Source organism: Novosphingobium sp. GW821-FHT09E05 (assembly GCF_059416165.1).
Genome location: NZ_JBWKOQ010000001.1, coordinates 265,651 through 282,811, shown reverse-complemented (window position 1 = coordinate 282,811; position 17,161 = coordinate 265,651). Strand labels below are relative to the sequence as shown.

The window sequence follows — 17,161 nt, the reverse complement described above, 5'->3', positions numbered from 1 at the left end:
TGCCGGCTCCGGAGCGATATCCCTAGGTGTTGAGGCCCGGCAACCGGCGCGACACAACCTATAGTGCCCTTTCCGCCGAAAGGTTCAAGAGGGGCCGCGAAGATCGTTCGCGCCCGAACCGCTGCCGCGTTGCGGCGCTCGCCCGTCGCGACGCGTGGGAAGTCCTGCCCCCCTTCGTAGCGCAAGGGGCTAAATCACGCCCGCGCCGGGAAAATTTTTCCACATAAATTACCGACCAGACGAATCCCACTTGCGACGAACCGAATCGGGCGAAACAAGGATGCCCGTCGTCGATCCGGCATGTCGCCGGTGGAACGATGGATGCGATCACGGCGGAAAGGTGCAACCCACCTGTCACCCGCCGCTTGTAGCGAACGGCGGCGGGCGCGCTGGGGCGCCCGCGCAACCGGGAGTTTCCGAAGCTCATGTTGAACATCATCGGCGCCATCATCAGCGGCCTCGTCATCGGCGCGCTGGCGCGCTACTTCTATCCCGGCGCGGTGGACATGGGCTGGATCGCGACGATCCTGCTCGGCATCGGCGGCTCGCTGGTCGCCGGCCTCGTCACCAGCCGCGGCAGCGGCGACTTCAGCCGCGCGGGCTGCCTCGCCTCGATCCTCGGCGCGATCGCGCTGATCTTCCTCGGGCGCCTGCTGCACATCGGGTTCTGAAGCCGCCGGCTGTCCGGAACCTTCCACCGGCGGGGATAACAGCGGGATCCTTGCCTACGCGGGGATGACGACAGGATTTTAATGGCGGCTCTGGGTGGAAAGCGGACACTCCGCTTTGCACGGCAACGTGCTAGGTGGGGACCGCAAATCCGTGCAGTGTGGAATGCGCTATGGTCAAAATCTCAAAGCCAGTACTTTTTTCCATTGGTGTGCTTTTCTGCCTGCAAGGTTGTAACAGGCAACAAGACACATTTTTGCAAACCCAAATGTGTGTGGTCGATCAAGCAGGGGTGGCCCAGTTCAAAAGCACGATGCGAACGATAGCAAAATCGGAAAATATGACATTTATCGATGGCAGTGAAAAAACTGCACAAGAATTGAAAAATACTGGGGCAGAGAAATCTTTAAGGCATGATCTAGGGCAACATATTAATGTGGGCATCGAGATGGACGGCACCGTTATTGTCATGGGCGGCAATCTTGGGCTTCCGGCTTATCAAGTCGCGCTAGGTTTTGGCGCTGGCTCTAACTCAGCTAAGGCGCATCGTTTATCCGGACGTCTTATAAAAGCCTTTTCACAGCGCTGGCATGTTGAGACAGTTCCCGTTGGGCAAGGCGTTCAGCCAATGAAAACTTGCGCCACATAAGATCGTCGCAACGTCCGCAAAGGGGCGTGACCGGACAGTCCGCTTTCCTACATCCAGTCGGCCGCGTTACCGTCGCCGCATGATCCGCCCGGCCCTTTCCGACCTCACCGCGACAGCCGCCGACCAAGTGTCGCCTTGTCGGCGCAAGGCGACAGGTGTCCGCCGCAAGGCGACACGCAAGGCGACACTTCGGCGGCGCAAGGCGACACTTTTTCCGCGCAAGGCGACACATTCCGGCCCGGCGGGGGCAGTTTCACCCCTGGACCGTGTAAACCGTGTAAACCTGGTGTCGCCTTGCGCGGCGCGGCGCCCTCAGGGCACCAGCACCGTGTCGAGCGGCTCGGCGTCGATGCCCGGGTAGTCGAGCGTGTAGTGCAGGCCCCGGCTCTCGTGGCGCTTCAGCGCGCTGCTGACGATCAGTTCGGCGCACTGGAGGAGGTTGCGCAGTTCGATCAGGTCGGTCGAGACGCGGAAGTGGCGATAGTATTCCTCGGTCTCGCCATTGAGCATCTGGATGCGGTGCATGGCGCGCTCGAGCCGCTTGGTGGTGCGCACGATGCCGACGTAGTTCCACATGAACCGGCGGATCTCCGTCCAGTTCTGCTTGATGATGACTTCCTCGTCGGAGTCGGTGACGCGGCTCTCGTCCCACGAGCGCACCGGCGGCGGCGCCTCGAACTCGTCCCACTGCGCGAGGATGTCGGCGGCGGCGGCCTCGCCGAAGACGAAGCATTCGAGCAGCGAGTTCGAGGCCAGGCGGTTGGCGCCGTGCAGCCCGCTCTCGGTGCATTCGCCAACGGCATAAAGCCCCGGCAGGTCGGTGCGCCCGTCGAGGTCGATCAGCACGCCGCCGCAGGTGTAGTGCTGTGCGGGCACGACCGGGATCGGCTCCTTCGTCATGTCGATGCCGAGGCCCATGAGCTTCTCGTGGATGTTCGGGAAGTGCTCCTTCACGAACTCGGGCGGCTGGTGGCTGATGTCGAGGTGGACGAAGTCTAGACCGAAGCGCTTGATCTCGGAGTCGATGGCCCTTGCGACAATGTCGCGCGGGGCCAGTTCCAGCCGCTCGGGATCGTAGAAGCTCATGAAGCGCTTGCCGGTGCGCGGGTTGACGAGGTGCCCGCCCTCGCCGCGCACGGCCTCGGTGATGAGGAAGTTCTTGACCTCGAGGTTGTAGAGGCAGGTCGGGTGGAACTGCATCATCTCCATGTTGGAGACGCGCGCGCCCGCCCGCCAGGCCATGGCGATGCCGTCGCCCGTGGCGCCGCGCGGGGCGGTGCTGAACTGGTAGACGCGCCCCGCCCCGCCGGTCGCCAGCACCGTGGCGCGGGCGGTGAAGGCCTCGACGTCGCCGCTCGCCTCGTCGAGCGCGTAGACGCCCCAGACACGGCCCGAGCCCGAATAGCGCATCTCGTGCCGCCCGGTGATGAGGTCGATGCACGAGCGGCCGGGGAACAGCGTGATGTTGGGATGCGCCTCGGCGGCCGCGAGCAGCGCCTGCTGCACCGCCCAGCCGGTCGCGTCGGCGACGTGGACGATGCGCCGGTGCGAATGCCCGCCCTCACGCGTGAGGTGCAGCGCGTCCCCCTCGGTGTTGAAGGGCACGCCCAGTTCGATCAGCCGGTCGATGGCATGGGGCGCGCGTTCGATGACGAATTCCACCGTCTCGCGCCGGTTGAGGCCCGCGCCCGCCACCATGGTGTCGTGGACGTGCTCCTCGAAGGTGTCACCGGCATCGAGGACAGCGGCGATGCCCCCCTGCGCCCAGGCCGTGGAGCCGGTCGCCAGCCCCCCCTTGGCGAGGACGGCGACTTTCACCTTGTCGGCCAGCGCGAGCGCAGCGGTGAGGCCCGCGGCGCCGGAGCCGATCACGAGCGCGTCGAATGCGTGGGATGCCGTGGCGAGGGGGCGAGATGGCGTTTCCATGACGCCTCCCTAGCCACTCCCCCGAGGGGACCGCAACAGTTTCGGAACAACTCGCCGCGATGTTGCAGTGCGCCACGATTTTAGATATCGCAATTGAAATGATTACAAAGTCCGTAATCTCTGTTAAAAGTTACCTTGCAACCACCCTTAATTAGTTTAGTCAGCTTTCGCAACACACCGGAGGGGCAATTTCCGTGGCGATATCGATTGCACTATGCTTTGCCAATAGACACGACCCATCGCGAAAAGGCGTTATATGGGATGGATTTAGTTATATAGGGGAGTGTAGGCACTGCGGAAAACCTATCCGCCGTAAGAAAAGGAAGGTGTGGAAACTTGACGAGGAAAGTAGAAGCGAAAGTTAAGTCAAATTACTTAGCTGAGCTATCGCTTCCTGAAACACATCTAATAGTGCCCCCGCCCCATCCACATCGGGCATTCTGCTCGCAGCCCAGCAACATTTTATGCCGGACACGCCTTCCGGCATTGGTATTTTTCACCATATGCTTCGCAGGTGCAAAACGGCAGAAAGCCGCCTCGGTTAGGTGCCGGGCAGCCAACGCCAGCCGGGGCCCCGACGAATTTACGCTGCTACTGCGAACGCCGGCAAAACGCGAATCGGCGAGCACGAACGAAGTCTCAGCGACGGTCGGAAGTATAAGCGCCCAGGATCAGGCGGCGCGCGCCTCGCTCGTCAGGCTGACGAAGACATCCTCAAGATCCGCCTCGCGCGTGGTGACGTCGATGATCGCGAAGCCCTGCGCCTGCAGTGCCGACAGGATTTCGCCCGCATTGCTGCGATCCTTGTCGTAGGTGATCTCGAGCGCGCGCTCGCCCGTCTTCACGCACTTGAGGAAGCCGGGATGGCTGGGCAGCTCGGTGAGGTCGCGGTCGAGCGTCAGGACGATGATCTTCTCGCGCGCCATGCCGACGAGCTCGCGCGTCGGCTTGTTGGTGATAAGCTTGCCGTGGTTGATGATGGCGATCCGGTCGCACAGTTCCTCGGCCTCCTCGAGATAGTGCGTGGTCAGCACCACGGTTGCCCCCTCGCGGTTGAGTTCGGTGACGAGTTCCCACAGCTGGCGCCGCAATTCCACGTCGACGCCGGCGGTAGGCTCGTCGAGGATCAGCACCGGGGGCTGGTGAACCAGCGCCTTGGCGATCAATAGACGGCGCTTCATCCCGCCCGACAGCGTGCGGGCATAGGCGTCGCGCTTGTCGGCGAGGTGCACCGCACGCAGCAGTTCCTCGGAGCGGCGCAGGGTCTTGGCGATGCCGTAGAGCCCGGCCTGGATCTCCAGGACCTCGAAAGGGGTGAAGAAGGGATCGAACACGATCTCCTGCGGGACGATGCCGATCGACCGCTTGGCGTTGCGGGTGTCGCGGTCGATGTCGAAGCCCCAGATCTCGGCGCTGCCCGAAGTTTTCATGACCATCCCGGCGAGGATGTTGATGAGCGTCGACTTGCCCGCGCCGTTGGGGCCGAGCAGGCCGAAGATGCCGCCCTCCGGCACGTCGAACGACACGCCCTTGAGCGCCAGCTTGCCTTCTCCGGGCCCGGCCGGCGCGTAGCGCTTGACGAGGTCGCGGATGGAGATGGCGGCGGTGGTCTCGGGGGCGATGCTCATGGCGCTGCATTTGGGCCACGATGGGGCCTGCGTAAAGGGCCGGGACGGTCGAGGCCGCGATTGACGCAGGCGCTGCCCGCGGATATGATACACACTATATCACTATCCGCAGGCCAGACAGGCCGCACAACGGGAGAGCAACCATGGCCAGCGCCGCGACCGTCATCGAGAAGGACTACTTCACCGACCATTCGGTCCTGCTCGATCCCTACGACTATTTCGAATCGATCCGCGTCCACGGCCCGGTCCACCAGATGGCCGGACGCGACATCGTGTTCGTCACCGGCTTCGCCGAGGCGGTCGAAGTGCTGCTCAACAAGCGCGACTTCTCTTCGTGGCTGAACCCCGATCCGCTGGTCGCCCTGCCCTTCGAGCTTGCCGGGAACGACATCTCCGCGCTGCTTGACGCCACTCCCGCCGGCGACATGGAGCTGATGGTCTCCTACGACGGCGACAGGCACCTCGCCGCGCGCTCGCTGCTCAACCCGCTGTTCACCCCCTCGCGGCTCAAGGCCAACGAGGCGTTCATGCGCGAATATGCCGAGGGGATGGTCCGGGAGGTCGTCGCGGCGGGCGGATGCGAGTTGGTGAACGCGGTCGCCACGCCGTTCGTCACCATGGTCATCGCCGACCTGCTGGGCGTCCCTGCCGACGACCGCGAGGCCTTCCGCCAGCTGATCGACAGTGCCCCGCCTCCCGGCAACATGGACACGCCTGAGGGGCAGAGCGTCCATCCGCTGATGGTCATGGCCGGCTACTTCGCCCGCTACATCGGCGAACGCCGCGCCGCGCCGCAGGGCGATGTGATGACCGAGATGGCGAACGCCAAGTACCCCGACGGCTCGACGCCCGACATGATGGAAGTGGTGAAGTCGGCGATGTTCCTGTTCGCCGCCGGGCAGGACACCAGCGCCAAGCTCATCGGCAACGCGCTGCGCCACCTGTGCGAGGACCAGGCGATGCAGCAGCAACTGCGCGAGGACCGCAAGCTGATCGGCCCGTTCCTCGAGGAAGTGCTGCGCATGGAAGGGTCGAGCAAGGCCACCTTCCGCATCGCCGCGCGCGATACCAGGATCGGCGACATGGCGATCCCGGCGGGCAAGCGCGTGGTCATCTCGCTCTCCGCCGCCAACCGTGACCCGCGCCGCTGGGACGCGCCCAACGAATTCCGCATCGGCCGCCCCAAGGTCCGCGAGCACGTGGCCTTCGGGCGGGGCGCCCACACCTGCGCCGGCGCCCCGCTCGCCCGCGCCGAAGTGGCGGTCATCCTCGACCGCTTCCTCGAACACACCAGCGCGATCACGCTGGACGAGGCCCACCACGGCCCCGCCGGCGCGCGCCGGATTGCCTACGAGCCCAGCTACATCATCCGCGGCCTCGCGGAACTGCACGTGAAGTTCACGCCGGCCTGAGGGTCGGAAAGGAACTCGCGTTCGATTGGCAACAAATTTTCCGTCGCCCCCGCGAAGGCGGGGCCCCGCTTCCGGGCGGCTGACCGCGAAGTCGAAAGAACAAGCGGGGTCCCCGCCTGCGCGGGGACGACGCGGTTTAGGGTTTGGGCCCAAGGTTGGGCTGTGAGGTCTGAGCCCAAGGTCAGACTTCACAGCCCAACCCCGCATTAAACCGCGTCGTGCGCGCCGTCGTAGACCTTCCGGCTGGCCTCGATCGCCGGGCCACTGTCGATCGCCCAGCTGCTCAGCGCCTTCACCGGTCCGGACAGCGAGCGGCCAAGATCGCTCAGCGTATATTCCACGCGCACCGGCACGCCCACGTGGACCGTCCGGGTCACCAACCCGTCGCGCTCCAGCGCCCGCAGCGTGCGCGAGAGCATCTGCTGCGACACGCCCATGATCGCGCGCTTGAGCTCGTTGAAGTGCAGCGGCCCATCGAGCAGCGTCATCACCACCAGCATCGACCACTTGTCGCCCACGCGGCTGAGGATGTCGCCGACCAGCCGGCAGTCCTTGCTGGCGGGGTCGTGCCTGGGCTCCGTCGGCGCGGTGCCCTCATCGAAGGTGGTCAGCTTCATGGTACCTGGTCCCGAAAATATGCGTTCTTGGCGTAGCGTCTGCGGCAACATAGCTAGACCTGGTCACAATTCCAGACCTTCATCCAAGGATCATCCCATGAAGCTGCTCCAGATCGATTCCAGCATCACCGGCGAGAACTCGGCCAGCCGCGCCATCTCCGCCGCGATCGTCTCCGCTCTCACCGCCGCCGACCCTGCGATCGCGGTCACGAAGCGCGATCTCGCGGGCGATGCGCTGCCCCACCTCACGCTCGACGTGCTGGGCACCCCGGGGGGCACTCCCGAACTGGCCGAATTCCTCGCCTCCGACGTGATCGTGATCGGCGCGGGCATGTACAACTTCACCATCCCCAGCCAGCTCAAGGCGTGGATCGACCGCATCCTGATCGCCGGCCAGACCTTCCGCTACACCGCCGAGGGCCCGGTCGGGCTGGTGGGCGACAAGAAGGTCTTCGTCGCCCTCTCGCGCGGCGGCTACTACGGCGAAGGCCAGCCCGGCGCCGCCGTCGAGCACGCCGAGACCTACCTGCGCGCCGTGCTCGGCTTCATCGGCATCGCCAACCCCACCTTCGTGCTGGCCGAGGGCCTCGCCATCGACGCCGAGACCCGCGCCAAGGCCGTCGCCGCCGCCATCGCCGAAGCGGGCGACGTGGTGATCCCGGCCTGAGGCAGTGCCCCCGCCACTCGTTGAGGGCGGGGGTAAGCGATCCATCGAAAACTCCGTCGCCCCCCGCAGGCGGAGGCCCCGCTTCCTGCGCCATATGCAAGTTTACAAGAACAAGCGGGGTCCCCGCATTCGCGGGGACGACGAGGACTGGAGCGGGTTTGTCATACGCGGATTTTCCAGAACCAGGTTCCATCCCCTCGCGCAAATTCCCGTCTGGAAATTCCGCCCGCGCCTTGGTACTCCGCCGGTCCATGACGAACCCGCCCGAAACCATCCTCACCGATTCCCACCGCGTATCCTGCGACGGGGCTACCGACATTCCCGGCGGCGCCGCGCTCGGCCATCCGCGGGTCTGGCTGGAGATCGACGAGAAGGGCTACGTCGACTGCGGCTACTGCGACCGCCACTTCGTGCTCAGGGGCGGCCCGGCGGATCAGCAGGCGGCCTGATCGCGCGCTAATGGCGCCTTCCCCGGGCGCTAATTGCTCCCTATATCGTCGGCCATGACCATGACCATGACCGACCCGCGCTCGCTCCTCTACGGCCAGTTCTCGCCCGAAGAGGCACAGGCGCTCGCCGCCGAAACCCTGAAGTCGTGCGACGACGGCGAGCTGTTCATGCAGTTCGCCGCCAGCGAGGCGTTCGGCTTCGACGACGGCCGGCTCAAGACCGCCGATTATTCGCGCGACGCCGGCTTCGGCCTGCGCGGCGTCTCGGGCGAGATGACCGGCTTCGCCCACGCCAACGAGATTTCTCCCGCCGCCATCCGCCGCGCGGGCGAGACGCTCAAGCTGCTCGACCCGGCCACCGGCAGGCGCTCGGCGCCCCCGGCCAAGACCAACGCCCGGCTCTACACCGACGCCTCCCCGCTCGACCTCGTGGGCTTCGCCGAGAAGGTGCGCCTGCTGGAAACCATCGACGCCGCCGCCCGCGCCCGCGACCCGCGCGTCTCGCAGGTCAGCGCCAGCCTGTCGGGCTCATGGTCGGTGGTCGAGATCGTACGTCCCGACGGTTACATCGGCACCGACGTGCGACCGCTGGTGCGCCTCAACGTCTCGATTGTCGCGGAAAGCAACGGACGGCGCGAAACCGGCTCGTTCGGCATGGGCGGCCGCTTCCTCTACGACGACCTGTTCAAGCCCGAGAACTGGAACGAGGCGATCGACACCGCCCTCGCCCAGGCGCTCATCAACCTCGAGAGCGTGGACGCGCCCGCCGGCGAGTTCCAGGTCCTGTGCGGCGCCGGCTGGCCCGGCGTGCTGCTGCACGAGGCGATCGGCCACGGCCTCGAAGGCGACTTCAACCGCAAGGGCACCTCGGCCTTCTCGGGCCGCATCGGCGAGCGGGTGGCCGCGCCGGGCGTCACCATCGTCGACGACGGATCGATCCCCGGCCGCCGCGGCTCGCTCACCATCGACGACGAGGGCACCCCCACGCGCGAGACGGTGCTGATCGAGGACGGCATCCTCAAGGGCTACATGCAGGACCGCCTAAACGCGCGCCTCATGGGCGTCGAGCCCACGGGCAACGGCCGCCGCGAGAACTACGCCCATGCCCCGCAGGTGCGCATGACCAACACCTTCATGAAGGGCGGAGGCGACGATCCGGCGGAAATGCTCGCGGGCATGAAGAAGGGCATCTTCGCCAAGAACTTCGGCGGCGGCCAGGTCGACATCGTGTCGGGCAAGTTCGTGTTCTCGTGCACCGAGGCCTACATGGTCGAGAACGGCAGGCTAGGCGCTCCGATCAAGGGCGCGACGCTGATCGGCGACGGGCCTTCGGTGCTCACCCGCGTCAAGGCGATCGGCAACGACTTCGCGCTCGACCGGGGCGTGGGCATGTGCGGCAAGGGCGGGCAGAGCGTGCCGGCCGGCGTCGGCCAGCCCTCGCTGCTGATCCACGGACTGACGGTGGGCGGCACGGCCTGAGCAACCCCGGACGGTCAGCCCCAGTTCAGCCGAATCGTGCCATAAGAGCGACAACGCGGGGTGCGCTGGAAAGGAACAAGGCCATGAAGAAGCTCGCCATCGCCGCGACATTCGCCCTCGGCGTCTCGCTGCTCGCCGCTCCTGCCGTCGATGCCCGCACCAAACTGACGGGCGAGCAGAAGCTCGCCAAGATGCTGGAGGGGCGCGAAGCGGGCAAGCCGGTGAGCTGCATCCCATATTCGCAGACCCAGGACACGACGGTGATCGACAAGACCGCGATCGTCTACCGCGTCGGCTCCACGATCTACGTCAACCGGCCCACAAACGTCGACCGGCTGACCGACGACGACATCATGGTGACCAAGCTCTACACCTCCCAGCTGTGCAGCAGCGATACCATCCAGTTGCACGACCGCTCCGCCGGCAACATGTGGAACGGTTTTCTCGGGCTGCGCGAGTTCGTGCCCTACCGCAAGGTCGTCGCGGCCAGGTAGCTGGCGCGGTTTGCAATATGACGCCCATCGCATAGACTGCCCGCGATGGTTGCCAACCGCGGATACCTCTCGACCAGTGCCGCCACCCGGCTGCGCCTCATCGACGCCGCCTCCGCGCTGCTCGACGAGGAAGGCTATCCCGCCTTTACGGTGAGGCGCATCGCCGCACGCGCGGAGGTCAAGCCGCAGCTCGTTCACTACTACTTCCGGTCGATGGAGGAACTGGTGGTGACCGTGTTCCAGCGCTCCTCCGCCAGCTACTTCGTGCTGCATGACGAGGCCCTGTCCGGCCCGCGCCCGCTTCATGCGCTGTGGAACCTCAACTGCAACATGCCGGAGGGCCGCCGGATGCTCGAGTACGTGGCGCTGGGCAAGATCTATCCCGCCCTGCGCGAGGCGATGCGCGCCAGCGGCGAGAGCTTCCGCGCCATCCAGATCGAGGCCGTCGAGCGCGTCTGCGCCGAGCGGCGACTGACCGACCCGCCGATGGCCCCGGCCGCGCTCGCCGCCCTGATCTCGGCCCTGGCGCGCTCGATGATCATCGAGAACAACGTGGCCATGACCGTTGGACACGAACAGGTCCGCGCGTTCATCGAGGCGACGCTCAAGCTATACGAACCCGACTAGCGACGGCATCCGACCGCGATATCGCACAAGCGATACGGCTGACTCCGCCCGGATGCTCAGGCGGCGGGGGGCCTGCATCCTCGGGCAAGTGCAAGCGCCCCGGCAGTCGCCCGCCTCCACTTGACAGGTGTACAGTCGCCATGATGTGTACGATGCAGGCCGAGAGGATCGCAATACCGCGACCATGAAAGCCCCATGCGCCTCAGGCGTATACGGCGACCCGGAAAGATACCGCGGCGTCTTGGAGAAGAGGGAGAGAACCGATGGCTTATCGCACCGATCGCCTGCGCCTGCGCGCCTGGCTCACCGCCGCATCCACCAGCACTCTGGCGCTGGCCGCCCCTGCGCTGGCGCAGGAAACGGCGCCGCCCCCGACCGAGACCCAGGCCAGCGGTCTCGAGGAAATCATCGTCACCGCCCAGCGCCGGTCCGAGAACCTGCAGGAAGTGCCGATCGCCATCGCCGCGGTCACTGCAGACGCGCTCGCTCGCGCCGGCGTCAACGACACCAACAGCCTGAGCCAGGTCGTCCCCTCGGTGAACTTCCAGCGTTCGGGCGCCAGCGGTCTGTTCTTCGTGCGCGGCGTTGGCACCACCAATGCCTCGGTCGGCGACGAGGGATCCAACGCCTTCTACGTCGATGGCGTCTACATCCCCGACCTGTCCGGCACCGTCACCCAGTTCAACAACATCGCCCGGATCGAGGTCCTGAAGGGACCGCAGGGCACGCTGTTCGGGCGCAACGCCTTCGGCGGGTTGATCCACATCATCACCAAGGAGCCCGGCGACGTCTTCGAGGCGCAGGGCGAGGCCAGCTACGGCAACTACCAGACCGTGCAGGGCAAGCTCTACCTCGGCGGCCCGGTCACCGAGAACGTATCGATGGACCTCGCGCTGACCGGCTACGACCAGGGCAAGGGCTGGGGCCGCAACATCACGCTGAACCGCGACATCAAGAAGATGCAGTACTGGGGCGCCCGCTCCAAGCTGGTCTGGCGCGCCAGCGACGACGTCAAGGTAACGCTCGCAGGCGACTATTACGACAACGACGACAATACCGCGATCGGCTGGTCGGTGGACGAGGACTTCCCGGTGCGCGGCCTCGGCACCCCGGTCTACTCGGTGGGGAGCATGGATACGGCGGCCGACCAGTATTCGCTGACCAAGCTGAAGTCCTGGGGGGTGAGCGGCACGATCGAGGCGGACCTCGGCTTCGCCAACCTGACCAGCATCAGCTCACTGCGCGACAGCCAGAACAATTCCGACTTCGACGTCGATGCCACCCAGATCCCGTGGCTGCGCATCACCTTCGAGTCCGGCTCGCGCGCCTACCAGGAGGAACTGCGCCTCGCCTCGGCCGACGATGGCCCGCTGAGCTGGCAGATCGGCGCCTTCTACCTGCGCTCCGAAGTCGACAACGCCTCGCGATTCCGCGGCCTTGCGGCGGGCGGCGTCAACGGCGGCACATTCATCGACGCCACGCTCGACACCGATTCCTACGCGGCCTTCGGCGAGCTGAGCTACAAGCTGACGCCGACCACGCAGGTCATCGGCGGCATCCGCTATACCAAGGACAAGCGCAAGCTGGGGGGCGGGGTCTACCTCGTGGCCAACAACACGCTGGGCGCCTTCACGCCGACCGAGGACAGCATCGACTACGCCAAGTTCACCTACCGCCTCGCGATCCGGCAGGAACTGACCGACGACATCAGCGCCTACGCTTCGTATAACCGGGGTTTCAAGGCGGGGACCTATTCGCTGCAGAGCCCGGCCAACCCGCCGGTGCAGCCGCAGTACATCAACGCCTACGAACTGGGCGTGAAGTCAGAGCTGTTCGACCGCCGCCTGCGCGTCAACGCCGCGGTCTTCCACTACGACATCTCGAACTATCAGATCCGCTCGGCGGCGGCCGGGGTGATCGGCGCGGCGGTGCTGCTCAACGCCGCCTCGGTGAAGGTCGATGGCCTCGACGTCGACTTCGACGCCGCGCCGACCGACAACCTGCGCATCTTCGGCGGCTTCAACTGGCTGAACTCGCGCTTCAGCAACTTCGGCAAGCCAGGGTCGACTTATCAGGCGCCGTTCCTCTACCCCCTGCCTGCGGTCTGCGATGCGACCGGAACGCCCGATCCGGGCACGACTACCGGCGCGCCCACCGGCGGTTTCGCCACCTGCTTCGGCGACGCCTCGGGCCTGCAGACCCCCGGCGCGCCCGACTTCACCGCCAGCCTGGGTGCCAGCCTGACGGTGCCGGTCACCGAGACGGGCGAGCTGCGTTTCAGCCTGCTGGGCAACTACAACAGCGGCTTCCCGTTCGAATCCGACGGGTTGCTGCGCCAGAAGAAGTACGCGCTGCTCAATGGTTCGGTTGGCTACTGGCTCACCGAGAACTGGGGCGTCGAACTCTGGGGCAAGAACATCACCGGCACCAAATACTTCCAGCAGAAGATCTCGACTGGCCTCGGGGCCACCACCGACCGCTCGGCGCCCGCGACGTACGGGGTGACGGTCAAGTTCGACTACTGAGATCGCGTTTCGAGCCGCCCTGGCTCCAACCTCGCAAGCCCGGGCCTTCGCGCCCGGGCTTTTTTCGCGCATGGTGGGCGCCATGAACCACCGCGCCCTCTCCCGTCTCGCCCTCGCCCTCGCCTATGCGGCGGCGGGAGTGCTGCACCTCGCCGTGCCCGGTCCGTTCATCGGTATCGTGCCGCCGTGGGTCCCCTATCCTGCGCCGGTGGTGGCACTGACCGGGATCGCCGAACTGGCCGGAGCCGCGGGCCTCGTCCAGCCTTTCTCAAGCGCGCTGCGCAAGGCGGCGGCATGGGGTCTTGCCGCCTATGCAATCTGCGTCTGGCCCGCGAACGTCCAGCACATGCTGCTCGACATGGCGCGGGCAGATCACGGCCTCGGGCTTGGTTACCACATCCCGCGACTGGCGCTGCAACCGGTGCTGATCTGGTGGCCGCTGTCGGCGGCGGGCGTCACGAGCTGGCCCCGGCGCCGCCGCGCCCGATAACCCGGACTACGGCGTCGGAACTGGCTCGGCAGGCGCTGCCGGGGCCATTCCGGTGGAACTGGGGACATAAGTGGTCGATTGTGCCGCCCCGCTGTCCGGCGCCGCATTGTGGTTCACATGCGGCAGGGCAACCGGCGAAACCGGGTCGGGAATGCCCTTCCGGGCGCGGTATTCGGGACTGTGCAGCGCATCGACTTCCGCCTGCCGCCGCTTCAGGTAGAAGTCCCGCGTGGCAAGATAGGGATCCGCCTGAGCACGGTTGGCGCTGATCTGCTCGTCGAACGCGATACGATCGTTCAGCCCCTTCGCAACGCCGGTTCCCACCGCGTAGGCAGTCGTGTTGAACGGACTGCCCAGAACCGACGGCACCAGCGAGACGTCGAGCACCCGGCCGAACATATCCCGGACCGTAGTCGGCCCCACCACCGGCAGGAACAGGTAGGCGCCGGTCGGAACCCCGTGGTAGGCCAGCGTATTGGAGAACCCGTTCTGCCGATACGGCAGGTAAAACGGCTTGCGCCTGGCCATGTCGAACAGGCCGGCAACACCCAGCGTGCTGTTGATGCCGAACCGGCCAAGCGTCTCGATCGCCTTGCCCGGTTTGAACTGGAGCAGGTAGTTCACGAAAACGACCGGCTCGACGAGGTTGAGCAGGACGTTCCGGATGCCGTTGCGGAACGGCTCGGGCATAACCTTCTCGTACGTTCCCGCGACCGGGCCGAGCACCGCCTCGTCGACTACCGCCACGGCCTCGTAAGTGGCTGCGTTCACGTCCGAAAGCGGATCGGCGCGGACCTCGCGCGGGTCGGCATTGACGATGATGACGCCCTCCTCCGATCCGGCCGTCACCCCGGGATGGATGGGCGCCGGCGGCGTGGCTTCGGAAGGCACGGGGACGGGCTCGGCGGGCGGCGGCGGGATATCGAGAAAAGGCACCTGCGACTCGCCTGGCGTGGGTCCGCGTGTCGTCTCGGAAACTCCGTCGTCCTGGAAGGTCGGTCCGGCAGTCGCCAGCATCATCGCCAGCGCAATAGTCGACACGCCCAATCCGCACATTCCTTTTCGAATCCACTCGCGCACCACGACTGCGCTCTCGCGCGGCCGATTCGAGTGATGCCCCGGAATTCGGAAACATGCGCGGTTCTGTCATGATCCGCAGGACTTGACGATGGCCCGCGGAGGGAATTCGCGCGCAGAGCTCTCGGTTCACCGCAAGCCCGGCGCGAGAAGCGCTATGCCGCCCCGTCCAGGCGCCGACCGATGGTTACGACGTCCTGCAAATCGTAGCCGAGCGCGGCGTAGAATCCGCGCGCATCGGCATTGTCGCCGCGCACCATCAGCTGGATCTTGGGGCAGCCGCGCGCGCGCAGCCAGCGCTCGCTTTCGTGCATGAGCCGGCGGCCGATGCTCTCACCCCGCCGCGAGAGCGAAACCGCGAGGTAGTATACCCAGCCGCGGTGGCCATCGAAACCGACCATCACCGTTCCGGCAAGGCGTTCCTCGATCCGCGCCGCCAGCACCGTCGAGGCGGGGCCGCGGAGCGCGAGGTCGAAGTCGGCCACCGGATCGTTCCACGGCCGCGTCAGCCCCGCCTCGCTCCAGAGCGCGACGATGGCGTCGCGGTCCTGGGCAGTGGCGGGGGCGACGGTTATTCCCACTCGATCGTGCCGGGGGGCTTGCTGGTGTAGTCGTAGACCACGCGGTTGATGCCCTTGACCTCGTTGATGATGCGGGTCGCGACGCGGCTGAGGAAGGCGGCGTCGAAGGGGTAGATGTCGGCGGTCATGCCGTCGGTGGAGGTCACCGCGCGCAGGCCGCAGACGCTGTCGTAGGTGCGGCTGTCACCCATGACGCCCACGGTCTTGACCGGGAGCAGCACCGCGAAGGCCTGCCAGATGGCATCGTAGAGACCCGCGTTGCGGATTTCCTCAAGGTAGACCGCGTCGGCCTTGCGCAGGATGTCGCAGCGCTCGCGGCTGACTTCGCCGGGGATGCGGATGGCAAGGCCTGGTCCCGGGAACGGGTGGCGGCCGACGAAAACATCCGGCAGGCCCAGTTCGCGGCCGAGTTCGCGCACTTCGTCCTTGAACAGCTCGCGCAGCGGCTCGACCAGCTTCATGTCCATGCGCTCGGGCAGGCCGCCGACGTTGTGGTGGCTCTTGATCGTCACCGAGGGCCCGCCGGTGAAGCTGACCGATTCGATCACGTCCGGGTAGAGCGTGCCCTGCGCGAGGAACTGCGCGCCGCCGATCTTCCTGGCCTCGTCCTCGAAGACGTCGATGAAGGTCTTGCCGATGAACTTGCGCTTGGCCTCGGGGTCGGTGACGCCTTCGAGGCCCTTGAGGAACAGGGTCGAGGCATCCACGTGGACGAGCGGGATGTGGTAGTGGCCGCGGAACAGCGAGACGACCTGCTCGGCCTCGCCCATGCGCATCAGGCCGTGGTCGACGAAGACGCAGGTGAGCTGGTCGCCGATCGCCTCATGGATGAGCACCGCCGCGACCGCCGAATCCACACCGCCCGACAGGCCGCAGATCACACGGTTGTCGCCGACCTGCTCGCGGATCTCCGCGATCTTGGTCTTGCGGAACTCGGCCATGGTCCAGTCGCCGGACATGCCGCAGACGTGGCGTACGAAGTTCTTGAGCAGCTTGCCGCCGTCAGGGGTGTGGACCACCTCCGGGTGGAACTGCATCGCATAGATGCGCTTCTCGTCGTTGGCGATGACGGCGAAGGGCGCCCCCGGGCTCGAGGCGACGGGGCGGAAGCCGGGGGCGAGGCTGGTAACCTTGTCGCCGTGGCTCATCCACACCTGATGCGTCTCGCCGACGTTCCAGAGGCCGTTGAACAGCGCGCACTCGTCTTCGATCTCGATGAAGGCGCGGCCGAATTCACCCCCGTCTCCGCCGGTGACCTCGCCGCCGCCCTGATGCATCAGCGCCTGCTGGCCGTAGCAGATGCCCAGGATCGGACGGCCGCTCTCCAGAATGACGTCGGGGATGCGCGGGCCACCTGCGTCGAGCACCGACGCGGGCGAGCCCGAGAGGATGATCCCTACCGGGTTCATGCGCTTGAAGGCGTCTTCGGCGGCGTTGAAGGGCGCGATCTCGGAGTAGACGCCCGCTTCGCGCACGCGGCGCGCGATGAGCTGGGTCACCTGGCTGCCGAAGTCGACGATCAGGACGGATTCGGAGGACGGGATATTCATGGCGGGCCACTAGTCGCGCGCGCGTTTTCTGTCCAGCCCGGAGGGACGCATCGAGGCATTCGGATTGGGAGTTCTCCTATTCCTAAGCTAACTTAGTTTTAATGCTTCACTCGGTATTGCATAAATTACTAAGCTACCTTAGTTTATTGGTAACGCAGGGAAGGACCGAGTCGCGCCGCGTTTCGGGCCCCCGTAAAAGGAGACTTGTCATGACCCTCGTCGAAAAGTCCGTCGGCTTTGCTGCTGCCCTTGGCGCCTTCGCTCTCGCGTTCGCCGTGACACTTGCGTGAGACCTGGATTTAGCTCGCGCGATTTCGGAGC

16 protein-coding genes are annotated in these 17,161 nt (G+C 66.0%); 10 read left to right on the top strand and 6 right to left on the bottom strand.

The window, feature by feature from the left end:
• Positions 1-425 precede the first annotated feature (425 nt).
• Both AC07M9_RS01345 and AC07M9_RS01340 read left to right on the top strand, forming a co-directional pair.
• Positions 426-671, top strand: a complete 246-nt coding sequence (locus tag AC07M9_RS01345; protein WP_494880687.1) for a GlsB/YeaQ/YmgE family stress response membrane protein — start codon at positions 426-428, stop codon at positions 669-671.
• A gap of 170 nt (positions 672-841) precedes the next feature.
• A complete protein-coding gene (locus AC07M9_RS01340) occupies positions 842-1,318 on the top strand; it encodes a hypothetical protein (protein ID WP_494880686.1) in 477 nt (158 codons plus the stop codon).
• Between the two features lie 312 nt (positions 1,319-1,630).
• Here the strand turns inward: AC07M9_RS01340 and nadB are convergent, their stop codons facing one another.
• Positions 1,631-3,244: an L-aspartate oxidase gene (nadB, locus tag AC07M9_RS01335; RefSeq protein WP_494880684.1), complete on the bottom strand. Its 1,614-nt coding sequence runs from the start codon at positions 3,242-3,244 to the stop codon at positions 1,631-1,633.
• A gap of 671 nt (positions 3,245-3,915) precedes the next feature.
• Positions 3,916-4,872 (bottom strand): ABC transporter ATP-binding protein, encoded by a 957-nt coding sequence (locus tag AC07M9_RS01330; RefSeq protein ID WP_494880683.1) that lies wholly within the window; start codon positions 4,870-4,872, stop codon positions 3,916-3,918.
• Between the two features lie 143 nt (positions 4,873-5,015).
• Here AC07M9_RS01330 and AC07M9_RS01325 point away from each other — a divergent pair, with 143 nt between their 5' ends.
• Positions 5,016-6,284, top strand: a complete 1,269-nt coding sequence (locus AC07M9_RS01325) for a cytochrome P450 (RefSeq protein ID WP_494880681.1) — start codon at positions 5,016-5,018, stop codon at positions 6,282-6,284.
• Between the two features lie 206 nt (positions 6,285-6,490).
• On the opposite strand, the gene AC07M9_RS01320 is transcribed toward AC07M9_RS01325, so the two are convergent.
• Positions 6,491-6,901, bottom strand: coding sequence for a winged helix-turn-helix transcriptional regulator (locus AC07M9_RS01320; RefSeq protein ID WP_494880679.1), 411 nt, complete (start codon positions 6,899-6,901; stop codon positions 6,491-6,493).
• A gap of 97 nt (positions 6,902-6,998) precedes the next feature.
• On the opposite strand from AC07M9_RS01320, the gene AC07M9_RS01315 reads away from it, so the two are divergent.
• The 7 genes from AC07M9_RS01315 (at position 6,999) to AC07M9_RS01285 (ending at position 13,632) form a co-directional block, all read left to right on the top strand.
• Complete coding sequence (locus AC07M9_RS01315; protein ID WP_494880677.1) at positions 6,999-7,568, top strand: FMN-dependent NADH-azoreductase; 570 nt, start codon at positions 6,999-7,001, stop codon at positions 7,566-7,568.
• Between the two features lie 251 nt (positions 7,569-7,819).
• The gene (locus AC07M9_RS01310; RefSeq protein ID WP_494880675.1) at positions 7,820-8,017 is read left to right on the top strand and encodes a zinc-finger domain-containing protein; all 198 of its coding nucleotides are present in this window, start codon (positions 7,820-7,822) and stop codon (positions 8,015-8,017) included.
• Positions 8,018-8,077: 60 nt separating this feature from the next.
• Positions 8,078-9,496, top strand: a complete 1,419-nt coding sequence (tldD, locus tag AC07M9_RS01305; RefSeq protein ID WP_494880673.1) for a metalloprotease TldD — start codon at positions 8,078-8,080, stop codon at positions 9,494-9,496.
• Between the two features lie 83 nt (positions 9,497-9,579).
• Positions 9,580-9,990: a hypothetical protein gene (locus tag AC07M9_RS01300; protein ID WP_494880671.1), complete on the top strand. Its 411-nt coding sequence runs from the start codon at positions 9,580-9,582 to the stop codon at positions 9,988-9,990.
• 45 nt (positions 9,991-10,035) lie between these two features.
• Entirely contained in the window at positions 10,036-10,617 is a 582-nt protein-coding gene (locus tag AC07M9_RS01295) for a TetR/AcrR family transcriptional regulator (RefSeq protein WP_494880669.1), read from the top strand.
• 263 nt (positions 10,618-10,880) lie between these two features.
• Positions 10,881-13,142, top strand: coding sequence for a TonB-dependent receptor (locus AC07M9_RS01290; RefSeq protein ID WP_494880667.1), 2,262 nt, complete (start codon positions 10,881-10,883; stop codon positions 13,140-13,142).
• Between the two features lie 82 nt (positions 13,143-13,224).
• Positions 13,225-13,632: a DoxX family protein gene (locus tag AC07M9_RS01285; protein WP_494880665.1), complete on the top strand. Its 408-nt coding sequence runs from the start codon at positions 13,225-13,227 to the stop codon at positions 13,630-13,632.
• Between the two features lie 6 nt (positions 13,633-13,638).
• On the opposite strand, the gene AC07M9_RS01280 is transcribed toward AC07M9_RS01285, so the two are convergent.
• From AC07M9_RS01280 to guaA, 3 genes are all read right to left on the bottom strand, one after another.
• A complete protein-coding gene (locus AC07M9_RS01280) occupies positions 13,639-14,673 on the bottom strand; it encodes an MlaA family lipoprotein (RefSeq protein ID WP_494880663.1) in 1,035 nt (344 codons plus the stop codon).
• A 191-nt stretch (positions 14,674-14,864) separates the two neighbouring features.
• The gene (locus AC07M9_RS01275; protein ID WP_494880661.1) at positions 14,865-15,290 is read right to left on the bottom strand and encodes a GNAT family acetyltransferase; all 426 of its coding nucleotides are present in this window, start codon (positions 15,288-15,290) and stop codon (positions 14,865-14,867) included.
• Entirely contained in the window at positions 15,281-16,840 is a 1,560-nt protein-coding gene (gene guaA / locus AC07M9_RS01270) for a glutamine-hydrolyzing GMP synthase (protein ID WP_494880660.1), read from the bottom strand. The genes AC07M9_RS01275 and guaA overlap by 10 nt, the downstream gene beginning before the upstream one ends.
• Positions 16,841-17,161 lie beyond the last annotated feature (321 nt).

Excerpts from the sequence above, each read along its gene's own strand:
- AC07M9_RS01315 (WP_494880677.1), top strand. The coding sequence starts at position 6,999 with ATGAAGCTGCTCCAGATCGATTCCAGCATCACCGGCGAGAACTCGGCC.
- AC07M9_RS01325 (WP_494880681.1), top strand. The coding sequence starts at position 5,016 with ATGGCCAGCGCCGCGACCGTCATCGAGAAGGACTACTTCACCGACCAT.
- AC07M9_RS01340 (WP_494880686.1), top strand. The coding sequence starts at position 842 with ATGGTCAAAATCTCAAAGCCAGTACTTTTTTCCATTGGTGTGCTTTTC.
- AC07M9_RS01330 (WP_494880683.1), bottom strand. The coding sequence starts at position 4,872 with ATGAGCATCGCCCCCGAGACCACCGCCGCCATCTCCATCCGCGACCTC.
- AC07M9_RS01300 (WP_494880671.1), top strand. The coding sequence starts at position 9,580 with ATGAAGAAGCTCGCCATCGCCGCGACATTCGCCCTCGGCGTCTCGCTG.
- AC07M9_RS01345 (WP_494880687.1), top strand. The coding sequence starts at position 426 with ATGTTGAACATCATCGGCGCCATCATCAGCGGCCTCGTCATCGGCGCG.
- AC07M9_RS01290 (WP_494880667.1), top strand. The coding sequence starts at position 10,881 with ATGGCTTATCGCACCGATCGCCTGCGCCTGCGCGCCTGGCTCACCGCC.
- AC07M9_RS01310 (WP_494880675.1), top strand. The coding sequence starts at position 7,820 with ATGACGAACCCGCCCGAAACCATCCTCACCGATTCCCACCGCGTATCC.
- nadB (WP_494880684.1), bottom strand. The coding sequence starts at position 3,244 with ATGGAAACGCCATCTCGCCCCCTCGCCACGGCATCCCACGCATTCGAC.
- AC07M9_RS01320 (WP_494880679.1), bottom strand. The coding sequence starts at position 6,901 with ATGAAGCTGACCACCTTCGATGAGGGCACCGCGCCGACGGAGCCCAGG.
- AC07M9_RS01285 (WP_494880665.1), top strand. The coding sequence starts at position 13,225 with ATGAACCACCGCGCCCTCTCCCGTCTCGCCCTCGCCCTCGCCTATGCG.
- guaA (WP_494880660.1), bottom strand. The coding sequence starts at position 16,840 with ATGAATATCCCGTCCTCCGAATCCGTCCTGATCGTCGACTTCGGCAGC.
- AC07M9_RS01295 (WP_494880669.1), top strand. The coding sequence starts at position 10,036 with ATGGTTGCCAACCGCGGATACCTCTCGACCAGTGCCGCCACCCGGCTG.
- tldD (WP_494880673.1), top strand. The coding sequence starts at position 8,078 with ATGACCATGACCGACCCGCGCTCGCTCCTCTACGGCCAGTTCTCGCCC.